We start from the raw sequence: 12,523 nt of genomic DNA, 5'->3' as shown, positions 1-12,523 counted from the left end.
GTAATCAATTGGTCCCAGGAGCACCGCGATGCCAGACGCACTCAAAGTCTATAAAGCCAAGCGCAATTTCACGATCACGTCCGAGCCCGCCGAGGGCGGCACGCCCGGCGTCGATGAATTGACCTTCGTCATCCAGAAGCATTGGGCCAGCCGCCTGCATTACGATTTCCGGCTCGAACTGGATGGCACCATGAAGAGCTGGGCGGTGCCGAAAGGCCCCAGCTACGACACCCACGACAAGCGCATGGCGGTGCACGTCGAGGACCACCCGATCTCGTACTCCGATTTCGAAGGAACGATTCCGGCCAAGCAATATGGCGCCGGGAAAGTCATCATCTGGGACAAGGGCACCTGGGAACCGCTGGAAGATCCGCACAAGGGTTTCGCCAAGGGCAGCATCAAGTTCGAGATGCATGGCCACAAGATGCGTGGCCGCTGGACCCTGGTGCGCATGAAGGGCCGCGGCAACGAGAAGCAGGAACCATGGCTCCTGATCAAGGAGAAGGACGAGTATGCGCGCTCGTCCGAGGAGTTCTCGCTGGTCGACGAGATGCCGGACAGCGTCAAGAGTCTGCCGATGCCGGAGCGGGCGCAGCGCAAGGTCGACGCGCTGCGCGAGGAAGAGGAAGAAAAAGATGCGTCGGCGCCGAAAAAGAAGACGGCTGCGAAGAAAAAAGCGGCCGCCAAGCCCACGGCGGCGCCGGTAGCCGATCTGGTCGCCTTGCCCGAGAAATTCTCGCCCGAACTGGCCACGCTGGTGGACGCACCGCCGCCCGATCCCGAGAACTGGGTATTCGAGGTCAAATTCGACGGCTACCGCATGCTGGCGCGCATCGAGGACGGCGCAGTACGCCTGATCACGCGCAATGCCAACGACTGGACCGACAAGCTGTTGCCGCTCAAGGCCGAGCTGGAACGCATGAAGCTCCCCGACGGCTGGTATGACGGCGAAATCGTGGTCCATGACGAGAGCGGCAAGCCCGATTTCGGCAAGCTGCAGCTGGCCTTCGACGGCAAGCATGCCGAGCAAATCGAGTTCTTCCTGTTCGACGTGCCGTACTTCGACGGCCACGACTTGCGAGAACTGCCGCTGGTCGACCGGCGCGGCTTGCTCGAAAAACTGCTTGCGAAAAAGAAATCGGACAAGGTGCGCTTCTCAGCCGAGTTCGGCGACAAGCCCGACGAGCTCGTGATTGCCGCCTGCAAGATCGGACTGGAAGGCGTGATCGGCAAGCGCCGCGATGCGCGCTACGTGTCGCGGCGCTCGCCCGACTGGATCAAGCTCAAGTGCGGGCTACGCCAGGAGTTCGTGATCGGCGGCTTCACCGATCCCAAGGGTTCGCGCACCGGCATCGGCGCGCTGCTGCTCGGGACGTATGATGAGGAGGGCGTGCTGCGTTACGCGGGCAACGTCGGCTCGGGCTTCAACCATTCCTCGCTGGCCTCGATCGCCAAGCGCCTGGAGAAGTTGCGCACCGACGAAAGTCCGTTCCCGGCGCGCGCCGTCCCCGGCCGCAAGCACCACTGGGTGAAGCCAGTGCTGGTGGCCGAGGTCAGCTTCTCGGAATGGACAAGCGCCGGCGCCGTGCGCCATCCGGTATTCCAGGGCCTGCGCGAAGACAAGCCGCCCAAGGGCATCACACGTGAGAAGGCACAGCACATGACCGAAGCAACGCCAAAGGACGATGAAGAACCAGTTGCGGCGCCCGGCAAGCTGCCGGCATCGATGAAGATCACGAACGGCGACCGCGTGATCGACAAGGAGAGCGGCGCGACCAAGCTCGACCTGATCCGCTACTACGCGCTGGTCGGCGAACTGATGATGGAGCACCTGAAGGGCCGGCCGGTGTCGCTGGTGCGCGCACCCGAGGGCGTGGGCGGGGAGCTGTTCTTCCAGAAGCATGCGGACGTGCGCAAGATGCCGGGCCTGCGCCAGCTGGATCAGGCGCTCGATCCCGACCATCCGCCGATGCTCGAAGTAGCGAAAGTAGAGGGCATCCTGTCGTCGGCGCAGTGGAACGTGGTCGAGATCCACACGCAAAACGCGCTCAAGGGCACGTACCAGAAGCCGAACCGCATGGTGTTCGACCTCGACCCGGGCGAGGGCGTCGAGTGGCCGGCGATGCAGGAAGCAGCCCAGCTGATGCATGCCTTCCTCGACGAACTGGGTTTGCCGGCCTTCCTCAAGACCAGCGGCGGCAAGGGCCTGCACGTGGTGGTGCCGATCAAGGGTAGCTACGACTGGGATACGGTGAAGGCGTTCTCGCAGGCGATCGTGCGGCATATGGCCGACACCTTGCCCGACCGCTTCGCCTTCAAGAGCGGCCCGAAGAACCGGGTCGGCAAGATCTTCATCGACTACCTGCGCAACGGGCAGGGCGCAACCACCGTCGCCGCCTGGTCGGCGCGGGTGCGGCCCGGACTCGGGATCTCGGTGCCGCTGCGCTGGGAAGAACTGCCCGGCCTCAAATCGAGCACGCAGTGGACGGTGGCCAATGTGCACACGCGGCTGGACGAGGGAAATGCGCCGTGGGAAGGCTACGCCAAGGCGGCAAAGACGCTGACGAAGGCGATGAAGGCGCTCGGCTTCGAACCATGAGCGCGTGAACCGCCGAGCCGTCCACGCGTCTGGATGAGATCAGCGCACTAGTCGACGTTGCGTCCCAGCGCCTTGAGCGAGGCGCGCACGCCGCTGCCATAGGCCGGATCGGCCTGGTCGAAGTGGTGCAGCTGGCGCTGCAGGATGTCTTCGTCCACCTGGCTCAACGGACCGGCCAGGTTATCGCACAGGTTCTGGCGCGCCTGGGCGTCCATCAGGCGGAACAGGTTGCCGGCTTGCGTGTAATCGTCTTCCTGGCCGCGGAAGTCGAAGCGGCCTGCATCGCCTTCGAGGGCGAGTTCGCGCTCGCCGTGGCCCATGCCGGTGGCGCCGGCGCCCACGCTATTGAGCGTGTGGTAGTTGCGCGCCGAACCGCCGTTGGCGATCGCCATCGATCCATCACGCTGGTGGTTGTGGACCGGGCAGCGCGGGGCGTTCACCGGCAGGTGCTGGTGGTTGGTGCCGACGCGGTATAGCTGGGCGTCGTGGTAGCCGAACAGGCGGCCCTGCAGCATCTTGTCGGGCGAGTAGCCCAGGCCCGGCACCACATTGGCCGGCGAGAAGGCGGCCTGCTCGACTTCGGCGTGGTAGTTCTGCGGGTTGCGGTTCAGTTCCAGCACGCCGACCGGCTGCACGGGGAAGTCGCCATGCGGCCAGACCTTGGTCAGGTCGAACGGATTCCAGCCGGTGCGTGCGCTCCAGGCTTCCAGCTCCTGGATGGTCGCGACCTGCACCTGCACGTCCCACTGCGGGAAGTCGTTGGCGGCGATCGCATTGAACAGGTCGCGCTGGGCGTGATCCGGGTCGCTGCCGGCGATGCGGGTGGCGTCGGCCGAGCTCAGGTTCTTGATGCCCTGGCGGGTCTTGAAGTGCCATTTCACGTAGACCCGCTGGCCCTGTTCGTCGATCAGGCTATAGGTGTGGCTGCCGAAACCGTCCATGTGGCGGTAGCCGTCCGGCGTGCCGCGGTCCGAGAACAGGATCGTCACCTGGTGCAGGCTTTCCGGCGCATTGCTCCAGAAGTCGAACATCATATTGGCCGACTTGAGGTTGGTCTGCGGGTCGCGCTTCTGGGTGTGGATGAAATCCGGGAAGTTGATCGGGTCCTTGATGAAGAACACCGGCGTGTTGTTGCCGACCAGGTCCCAGTTGCCTTCTTCGGTATAGAAGCGCAGGGCGAAGCCGCGCGGATCGCGTTCGGTATCGGCGCTGCCTTTTTCGCCGCCGACGGTCGAGAAGCGCAGGAACACCGGAGTCTGCTTGCCGACGTGGTCGAACAGCCTGGCCTTGGTCAGCTTGCTGATGTCATGGGTGACGGTGAAGGTTCCGTAGGCGCCCGAGCCCTTGGCGTGGACGACGCGCTCTGGAATGCGTTCGCGGTTGAAGTGCTGCAGCTTTTCGATCAGCTGGAAATCCTGCAGCAGCAGCGGGCCGCGCGGGCCGGCGCTCAGAGAATTCTGGTTGTCGGCGAGCGGGATGCCGGATGCGGTGGTCAGGCGGGGTTGGCTCATTCGTGATCTCCTCATTGCGTTGAATTTCAATGAGATAGATTCTATAGAGCAATCTGAATTAGATAAAGATAATTGATCTAATTATTATGATAGGTTTTTACAATACCTCGAAAGGAAGAGATGCAAGAAGCGGCCCGGCCGCCTTCTTGCACTCAGTTGTCGTTCTTGAAGATACCCCGGATATTCATCGCCATCAGCGCAAACTGCAGGGTGATCAGGGCCCAGGCTTCGTCGTGCCAGCCCCAGACGATCCACATCAGGTTACTGAGGATGAACATCCAGAATCCGAACACCCGGCGTTCGGCGCGCTTGGAGCCGATCAGGAAGGCGGCGTAGAGGCTGACCACCATGGCCGGCCATTGGAGGAGGTCGATCAGTTCCCCCATCCTCAGGCTGCCTTCCTGCGTGCCGGCGCCTTGGCCGGGGCCTTTGCGGCAGCCTTCTTGGCTACGGCTTTCTTTGCGGCCGGCTTGGCAGCACTCTTGCTCGCTGCGGTCCGGGTCGACTTGGCGGCGGTGGCGCCGGAACGACTGCCCGCGCCGGACGTCTTGCGCGCACGCGGAGCGGGGGCGTCGTCGTCGTCGTCCTCATCGTCGGCCGGCTTCTTCGACTTGCGCGGTGGCGGATCGTCGTCATCGTCGTCGTCATCTTCCAGCGCCGCCAGCGCGGCCTTGGCCGGCTTCTTGCCCAGGCTGGCCTGGAGCAGGGCAACCAGGTCGATGACCTTGCCGCTCGTGCGTTTTTCCTTCTCGGGCTCGGGCTGCGTGATCGTCTTGGTCTGTTTGGCCTTGATCTTCTTCTTGACCAGGGCCAGCACGTCCTCGCGGTAGGTGTCGTGATACTGCTTCGGTTCCCAGTCCTCGCTCATGCCTTCGACCAGCGCCATCGCCATCTTGAGTTCCTTGACGGTGACGGCGGCCGTTTTCGAGTCGGGCGACGGGATCTTGAGTTCGCCCGCGTCGCGCATCTCGTCCGGATAGCGCAGGGTATTGAGTACGATGGTGTCGCCCACGCACACCAGCGCCGCCAGGTGCTGCTTGACGCGGATGACGACGCGCGCGATGCCGATCTTGCCGGCCTCGCGCAGGGTCTCGCGCAGCAAGGCGTACACCTTGGCGCCGCCCTTGCCGGGCGCGAGGTAGTAGGGCTGGTCGTAGTAGATCAACGGCACGTCCTCGGCATCCACGAAGGCCTGGATGTCGATGGTCTGGGTCGCCTCGGGGTTGGCGCGGCGCAGGTCTTCGTCGGACAGTACGACGTACTCGCCGTCTTCATATTCATAGCCCTTGACGATGTCGTCCCACGCCACCTCCTTGCCGTTGCCCTTGTTGTAGCGCTTGAAGCCCACCGGCGAAAAGTCGCGCCGGTCGAGCATGGTCAGGTCCAGCCCCTTGCTCTCGACGGCGGTGTACATATCGACCGGAATATGGACCAGCCCGAAACTGATCGCTCCCTTCCACATGCTGCGCATGGACGTTCTCCTTGTTATTCGCAGACCGGCCTGTCAGCCGACCGAACCGGTAATCGGCAGCACGATGCCGGTGATGTAGCCCGAACACACGGGCGAGGCCAGGAACACATAGGCCGGCGACAGTTCTTCTGGCTGGGCCGGGCGCTTGTAGTCGGTGGCGGCGCCGAATTCCTTCAGCTGCTCGGACGGCTGGTCGGCCGGGTTCAGCGGGGTCCAGACCGGGCCCGGGGCCACCGCATTGACGCGGATGCCCTGTTCGATCAGGCTCGAGGCAAGCGACATCGTGAAGGCGTGGATCGCGCCCTTGGTGGCCGAATAGTCGAGCAGCTTTTTCGAGCCTTGCAGGCCGGTGACCGATCCCGTGTTGATGATCGCCGCGCCGCGCTTCAGATGGAGCAGCGCCGCGCGCGCCATGTGGAAGTAACCGTAGATGTTGGTGCGGAAGGTCTCGTCCAGGCGCTCGTCGGTGATGTCGAGCAGCGAGTTCGCATGTTCCTGGAAGGCGGCGTTATTCACCAGCACGTCCAGGCGGCCGAATTCGGCGACGACTTTTTCCACCGCCTGGTTGCAGAAGGCCGCGTCCTTGACGTCGCCCGGGATGGTGATGCAGCGGCGGCCCTCGGCCTCGATGCAGCGTCTGGTTTCCTCGGCGTCCTCGTGTTCGTTCAGGTACATCACGGCCACGTCGGCGCCTTCGCGCGCGAACAGCACCGCGACCGCGCGGCCGATGCCGGAGTCGCCGCCGGTCACGATGGCGCTCATGCCTTCCAGCTTGCCGCTGCCTTTGTAGCCCTCCGCCATGAATTTCGGCTTGAGTTCCATCTGCGCCTCGATGCCGGGCTTGGCCAGGTGCTGGCCGGGCATCGGCGTCTCGGGCTGCGGGACGCCGGTCTGCACGGCGCCCTTGTCGTCACTCTCGGCCTTCTGCATGCTGCCGTCGATCTGGTCCTGGCGGTTCTGGATGGCCTTCTGCTTGTTCGCCACGTCGTCCTGCTGTCCCATCGCGCTTCTCCCATGAATATGCATTCGATCTGGAGAGTATTGGGCGCGGCGCAACGCGCGACGGTGCGGTTCCACACACAGTGCTGCGCTTATGGCACACTCGCGATGGAAACATGCCGAGTCGGTAATACCTGGAAACGTTTTGGAGGATGGGAATGCAAGAAGAGGGCGCGCGCGCAGACACGGTGGACGATGAATGCAGCTGCCTGTTCGTCAATCCGGTGGGCCAGCGCCGCGCCGATTTCCAGTCCGCCTGCGCCGGCGTGTTCGCGCAGTTGCGGGTGGCCTCCGGCGCCGAGCAGGCACGCAGCCTGCTGGCGCGCGAGCCGGCCGACCTCGTGGTGCTGGACCTCGAACGCTGCGAGCTGGGCATCGACCTGGCGGCCCTGGGCGCCCTGGTGGCCGAGCGCGCCGGCAAGCCGACCCTGGTGCTGTGCCCCTTCACCAATGCGCGCTGGTTGCCGGCGCTGATGGCCTTCGGCCCGATCGACTATGCCATCGGCCCGCTGCGCGCGCAGCAGACCCGCGCGCTGCTGGACGCGCGCCTGCGCACCGGCTTCGCGCGGCCGTCTGCGCCGGGCCACGCCGAGGAAGAGCTGCACGCGCTGCTGACGCTGCGCGGCGCCAGCCAGCAGGCGTTGGGCGACGCCGACGACAGCGTGCGCTTTGCCGAGCGCCTGTGCGCGGCCGTCACGGATTGGCCGGGCCTGGTGCATGCGGCGCTGTTCCAGCACCGCGACGGCGACCTGCACCTGGAAGCCGAGCAGGGTGTGGCCGGCCTGCACCTGATGGCGCTGCTCGAGGTCGAGGGCCGCCTGCTGCAGTCGCCGCTGCGCCACGCCTTCCCCGGCCTGCTGGCCGCCGCCAGCGGCGAATTCACCCTGCTCGACGCGCCGGACAAGGCGGGCGAGCCCGAACTGGCGGCCAGCCTGGAGCGCTTTGGCGTGCGCATGGTGGTTGGTCTGCCGATCCCGGGCCAGGGCCCGGGCGGCCCGCGCGGCTCACTGTGCCTGATGTTCGACCATGCGCGCGCCTTCTCTCGCGCGCAGCTGCAGGCGCTGGACGACCTGGCCCAGCTGGCGTCGCATGGCCTGCACATGGCCGAGGTGACGCGCGAAAACGAGATCTTGCTGGCGCGCGTGACCCACCTGGCCACCACCGACGCCCTGACCGAGGTCGCTAACCGCCGCCACGGCGAGCACCTGCTGGAACAGGAAATCAAGCGCGCCCGCCGCTACCGCCTGCCGCTGGCGCTGGTGAGCTTCGACATCGACCGCTTCAGCCAGGTCAACGACAGCTTCGGGCATCCGGTGGGCGACATCGTGCTGCGCACCGTGGCCAATACCGCGCGCGCGCTGCTGCGCGCCAGCGACGTGCTGGTGCGCTCGGGTGGCGAGGAATTCCTGGTGATCGCCCCGCATACCAGCGCGATCGACGGCCTTCGGATGGCCGAGAAGCTGCGCGCCGCGATCGAGCAGGTCGAGATCCCGGGCTGCGACCACGTGACCATCAGCCTGGGCGTGGCCCAGCTGGGCGAGAGCGAGAGCGGCGATTCGCTTGCGGTGCGGGCCAATGCCGCACTGGCGCGGGCCAAGCGGGCCGGCCGCAACTGCGTGGAACTGGCGATGTCCTGAGCGGCTGTTGCCGGCCCTGAGTAAGGCGCCGCAATCGCTCGATCGAAAATCGAATATCGATATGCGGTATTTATGCTACGCTAGCGGCCTTTCAAACAGGCAAGACCTCCCAGGGTAATCCATGCTTCAGTGGCTGCGCGAATACCGGCGCGCCGCGCTGCCGGGCGACATCAGCGCCGGCATCGTGGTGGCGATGATGATGATCCCGCAGGGCATGGCCTATGCGCTGGTGGCCGGTCTGCCGCCGGTGGTCGGGATCTATGCCAGCATCTTCCCGCCGCTGCTGTACGCGCTGTTCGGCACCAGCAGCACCCAGTCGGTGGGGCCGATGGCCATCGTGTCGCTGATGACGGCGTCCACCCTGGCGCCGCTGGCCACGCCCGGTACCGGCCTGCATGGCGTGCTGGCGGCCCAGCTGGCGCTGATGTCGGGCCTGGTCCTGCTGGCCTGCGGCCTGCTGCGCATCGGCTTTCTCGCCAATTTCTTCTCGCGCCCGGTAATGAGCGGCTTCACCATCGGCTCGGCGATCGTCATCGCCTGGGGCCAACTGCGCACCCTGGTTGGCGGCCCGATCGCGCTCGACGCCTCACCTCATTGGCCCAGCATCGCGCTGGGCTTCGGCTCCCTGGCCCTGCTGGTCATGGCGCGCGAATGGCTGGCGCCGCTGCTGCGCTGCTTGCGCGTCAAGCCCGTCGTGGCCGACATCGCGGCCAAGCTGGCGCCGATGTTCGTGGTGCTGGGCGCCACCGCGCTGGTGCCCTTGCTGGCGCTGGACCGCATGGGCGTGGCCACCACCGGCGCGGTGCCGGCCGGCTTGCCGGGCCTGAACCTGGCGACGTCGAGCGGCCACTGGCAGGCCTTGCTGCAGCCGGCGCTCTTGATCGGCTTCATGGTGTTCCTGATCAGCATGTCGGGCGCCCAGGCGCTGGCGCTCAAGCGCGGCGGCGAGAAGCTGGTCAGCAACCGCGAGCTGGTGGGCCTGGGCGCGGCCAATGTCGGCAGCGCCCTCTCCGGCGGCTTTCCCGTCACCGGCAGCATCTCGCGCTCGGCGGTGAATTTCGCGGCCGGCGCCAACACCCAGCTGGCGAGCATGATCACGGCGGGCCTCTTGGCCCTGGCGTTGGTGGCGCCCACCGGCTGGCTGGCCCTGCTGCCGCTGCCGACGCTGGCCGCGACCATCATCGTGGCGGTGCTGGGCATGCTCGACTGGTCGACCCTGCGCACTGCCTGGCGCTACGACCGCGCCGACGCGCTGGCGCTGCTGGCCACAGCCGGTGGCGTGCTGGTGCTGGGGGTGGAGGCGGGCGTGCTGGTGGGCGTGGCGCTGTCGATGGGCGCGCTGATCTGGCGCGCCAGCCGGCCGCACATCGCGGTGCTGGGCCGCATCCACGGCACTGAACACTTCCGCAACGTCGACCGCTATTCGGCCGAGACCACGCCGGGCCTCTTGATGCTGCGGGTCGACGCCGGGCTGTTCTTCGGGAACGTCGATGCGGTGAACGAGCGTATCGACGAGGAACTGGTGGAACATGCCTCTACCGCCCACCTGGTGCTGGTGCTGTCGGCGGTGAATGCGATCGACACCTCGGCCCTGTTCGGCCTGGGGGAATTGAACGCGTCGCTACGCCAGCGCGGCGTGACCCTGCACCTGGCTGAAGTGAAGGGGCCGGTGATGGACCGGCTGCGCGACAGCGACCTGCTGGGCCAGCTCAGCGGGCAGGTATTCCTGAGCGCGGCGAATGCCTGGGACCGGCTGGCGGGGTCGAGTGCGGCGGGCCGGCCGCAGCCGGCTGGCTAAGAAATAACGTCAGGCGCGCTTGCGCTCGGCGTCCTTGTCGTCCTTCGAGGCGAGCACGATCGGCGCTGCATTTTCGGGGTAGAGGGCGGTGACGTTCCGGTACACGGCGCGGATGGTGTCCATGTCGCGCTCGATGTCGCCGGATGGCTGGAGCGTTTCGGTCAGGCGCAGCTCTTTCTTCTTGTAGTCGAAGCTGACCAGCAGCATCGGCACGTTGGCGGTTTGCGCCAGGTGATAAAAGCCACTCTTCCAGTGGGGGCGATAGCCGCGCGTGCCTTCCGGCGTGATGCCGACCCAGCACCAGTCTTCCTTCAGTATCTGCTGCGCCAGCTGGCGCGTGGCGCCCATCGGCGCGCGGCGGTCGACGGCGATTCCGCCCCAGTAGCGCATCAGGCGGCCCATCGTGCCGCGGAACAGCGTGTCCTTGGCCAACCAGCGGAACGGGGTATCCAGCGCCCATTTGGCGACCATGCCAATGGGGAAGTCCCAGTTCGAGGTATGCGGGTAGATGACCGCGATCCCGTGGGGACCGGGCAGCGGCTTGAAGTAGACTTTCCAGCCGAATAGCTGCAGCACGCGCAGCGCGGTGCGCTGGCGCAGGGTGGGCAATGCTTCGGGGCGCTGCAGGTAATCGTCCATCCGGTCTCCGTTGCGGCGTAATGACATATGGTTATGGAATTCCATTACGCTCTAGAAAATCAAGCGTGGGATTCTAGCCGGAGCGGGGAGGGGGGACAAGCAAAAATGCTGGTGCAGGGTATGCGCTGTGGTTATCATGCCGCTGTTTGAACGACAAGCCAATGACAACCCGACACCGCCTGTTATGACAATGGATATCACGATTTACCACAACCCGCGCTGCGGGACCTCGCGCAATACCCTGGCCGCCATCCGCGAGGCCGGCCACGAACCGGAAGTGGTCGAGTACCTGGCCACTCCACCGAGCCGCGAACAACTGGCGCGCCTGATCGCCGACGCCGGCCTGCAGCCGCGCGACGCCGTACGCCGCAAGGAAGCCCTGTACGCCGAGCTGGGTCTCGACCGGCCCGAAGTAGACGACGCGGCCCTGCTCGATGCGATGGCCGCGCATCCGATCCTGATCGAGCGGCCCTTCGTGGTCACGCCCAAAGGCGTGCGCCTGTGCCGGCCGTTCGGGCGGGTGCGCGAAATCCTGTAAGCGCCATGACTACGCCGTGACGTCGCTAGGACGGCGGCGCCGACGGCATGGCCCCGATGTCGGCCTTGCGCATCGGCCGCGCCCCGGCATTGCCGCTGCCGGGCGGCGCCGCATCCAGCGGCAAACCCTGTCCGATCGCCGGCGAACCGCGACGCAGGCGGAAGTCCGGCGTGCCGCTGGCGCTGTACTCGACGAACTGGGGCGGCGCGCTGATGCTGCCCGTATGCTCGCGGCCGGGCGACAGCTTCCAGTCGTCGCCGGCGTTCTGGTACACGAGGTTGTTGCGGAAGCTGTTGTGGCGGCCGATCGCCCCTTGCCCAAGGATGCCGTGGTGGTTGTCGTAGACGATGTTGTTGCTGACGTGGGTATGGTCGTTCGGCCCCTTGCTGTGATAAAAGTCGCCGCCGCCGACCACGATGCCGGTGCCGGATGCCGCTACGGTATTGCCGCGCACGGTCACGCGGTTGGCGTCGTGCCACAGATGGATGCCGGCGCCCGACACACGGTAGACGACGTTACCCCGCACGTTGGCCGTGGTGCTGACGTAGATGCCGTGCATATAGCGGCAGCCGGGTGGGCCGATGTCATGCACGTGGTTGCCGGTCACGACCACGTCCACGCCCTTGAAGTAGCTGTCGATGCCGATGCCCGAGCCACCCTTGGGCTCGCACGGCACGTCGTTGCCGATGTGGTGGATGCGGTTGCCGTGCACGCCGTTGTGCGAGCCGCCGTTATAAATGCCGCTCAGCCATTTCATGCCGCTCTGGTACTGGGTGCCGTCGATTTCGAAGCCGATGATGTCGATGTAGCTGCCGCGGTTGTCCCAGGCCGCGCTCTGGCGCGCGTCGAGCGGCGGCACGATCCTGGCGCCCCAGCGCTCGGTGCTCTGGAAGACGATGCGTGCTTCGAGCGTGCCGCTGGTGGTCGTGCGCACGCCGCCTGAATAGATGCCGGGCGCCACGTGCACGGTCGTGCCCGGCGTGACCACCTGGGCCGCGCGCGCAAGGGTGCGGAAGGGTTCGGCGCGGGTGCCGGGATTGCTGTCCGACCCGGTGGGTGCGAGATAGAGATGGGTGCGCACCAGTTCGGGCACCACGAGCTCTTCGTGCCCGCCGTCGCGCAGCCGGCAGCCGGCCAGCAACGGCCCCGCCAACAGGGGGCAGGCCAGCAGCCAGAACAGGATCAGTCGCATATCGATCGGGATCTTGGGCAGAATCCGGAACATCGCATCCTCGTCGTCGGATCGGGTGACGGAACCAGTCTGATCCCGCCCAAGCGGGTGGTAGGCCGGATCGATCAAACTCGTCCTTGAGCATGCGCAATGCAACCAT

At 66.0% G+C, this 12,523-nt stretch carries 10 protein-coding genes; 4 read left to right on the top strand and 6 right to left on the bottom strand.

The features are described 5' to 3' along the window. Positions 1 to 28 precede the first annotated feature (28 nt). Positions 29 to 2,599: a DNA ligase D gene (gene ligD / locus FVD38_RS09720; RefSeq protein ID WP_147934629.1), complete on the top strand. Its 2,571-nt coding sequence runs from the start codon at positions 29 to 31 to the stop codon at positions 2,597 to 2,599. A 47-nt stretch (positions 2,600 to 2,646) separates the two neighbouring features. Here ligD and FVD38_RS09715 read toward each other — a convergent pair whose 3' ends face one another. The 4 genes from FVD38_RS09715 to FVD38_RS09700 form a co-directional block, all read right to left on the bottom strand. After that, positions 2,647 to 4,110 (bottom strand): catalase, encoded by a 1,464-nt coding sequence (locus FVD38_RS09715; protein WP_147934628.1) that lies wholly within the window; start codon positions 4,108 to 4,110, stop codon positions 2,647 to 2,649. A gap of 152 nt (positions 4,111 to 4,262) precedes the next feature. Then, on the bottom strand, positions 4,263 to 4,496 hold the full coding sequence (locus tag FVD38_RS09710) for a hypothetical protein (RefSeq protein ID WP_147934627.1): 234 nt from the start codon (positions 4,494 to 4,496) through the stop codon (positions 4,263 to 4,265). Positions 4,497 to 4,498: 2 nt separating this feature from the next. Continuing rightward, a complete protein-coding gene (ku, locus tag FVD38_RS09705; RefSeq protein ID WP_147934626.1) occupies positions 4,499 to 5,581 on the bottom strand; it encodes a non-homologous end joining protein Ku in 1,083 nt (360 codons plus the stop codon). Between the two features lie 33 nt (positions 5,582 to 5,614). Next, positions 5,615 to 6,583, bottom strand: coding sequence for an SDR family oxidoreductase (locus FVD38_RS09700; protein WP_147934625.1), 969 nt, complete (start codon positions 6,581 to 6,583; stop codon positions 5,615 to 5,617). Between the two features lie 155 nt (positions 6,584 to 6,738). Between FVD38_RS09700 and FVD38_RS09695 the strand changes: the two genes are divergently transcribed. Together FVD38_RS09695 and FVD38_RS09690 are read left to right on the top strand one after the other, a co-directional pair. After that, a complete protein-coding gene (locus FVD38_RS09695) occupies positions 6,739 to 8,217 on the top strand; it encodes a GGDEF domain-containing protein (protein WP_147934624.1) in 1,479 nt (492 codons plus the stop codon). Positions 8,218 to 8,338: 121 nt separating this feature from the next. Beyond that, the gene (locus FVD38_RS09690) at positions 8,339 to 10,015 is read left to right on the top strand and encodes a SulP family inorganic anion transporter (protein ID WP_147934623.1); all 1,677 of its coding nucleotides are present in this window, start codon (positions 8,339 to 8,341) and stop codon (positions 10,013 to 10,015) included. Between the two features lie 9 nt (positions 10,016 to 10,024). Here FVD38_RS09690 and FVD38_RS09685 read toward each other — a convergent pair whose 3' ends face one another. Continuing rightward, positions 10,025 to 10,654: a 1-acyl-sn-glycerol-3-phosphate acyltransferase gene (locus FVD38_RS09685; protein ID WP_147934622.1), complete on the bottom strand. Its 630-nt coding sequence runs from the start codon at positions 10,652 to 10,654 to the stop codon at positions 10,025 to 10,027. A 190-nt stretch (positions 10,655 to 10,844) separates the two neighbouring features. Here FVD38_RS09685 and arsC point away from each other — a divergent pair, with 190 nt between their 5' ends. Further along, positions 10,845 to 11,192, top strand: a complete 348-nt coding sequence (arsC, locus tag FVD38_RS09680) for an arsenate reductase (glutaredoxin) (RefSeq protein ID WP_147934621.1) — start codon at positions 10,845 to 10,847, stop codon at positions 11,190 to 11,192. A 25-nt stretch (positions 11,193 to 11,217) separates the two neighbouring features. On the opposite strand, the gene FVD38_RS09675 is transcribed toward arsC, so the two are convergent. Further along, positions 11,218 to 12,417 carry a DUF1565 domain-containing protein gene (locus FVD38_RS09675; protein ID WP_147934620.1) on the bottom strand — a complete coding sequence of 400 codons (1,200 nt, stop codon included), beginning with the start codon at positions 12,415 to 12,417 and terminating at the stop codon, positions 11,218 to 11,220. Positions 12,418 to 12,523 lie beyond the last annotated feature (106 nt).

The sequence above is a fragment of the Massilia arenae genome, assembly GCF_008014745.1.
Classification (GTDB): Bacteria; Pseudomonadota; Gammaproteobacteria; order Burkholderiales; family Burkholderiaceae_D; genus Telluria; species Telluria arenae.
Note: the sequence above shows the minus strand (reverse complement) of the source record. Positions and strands in the feature narration are given on the sequence as shown.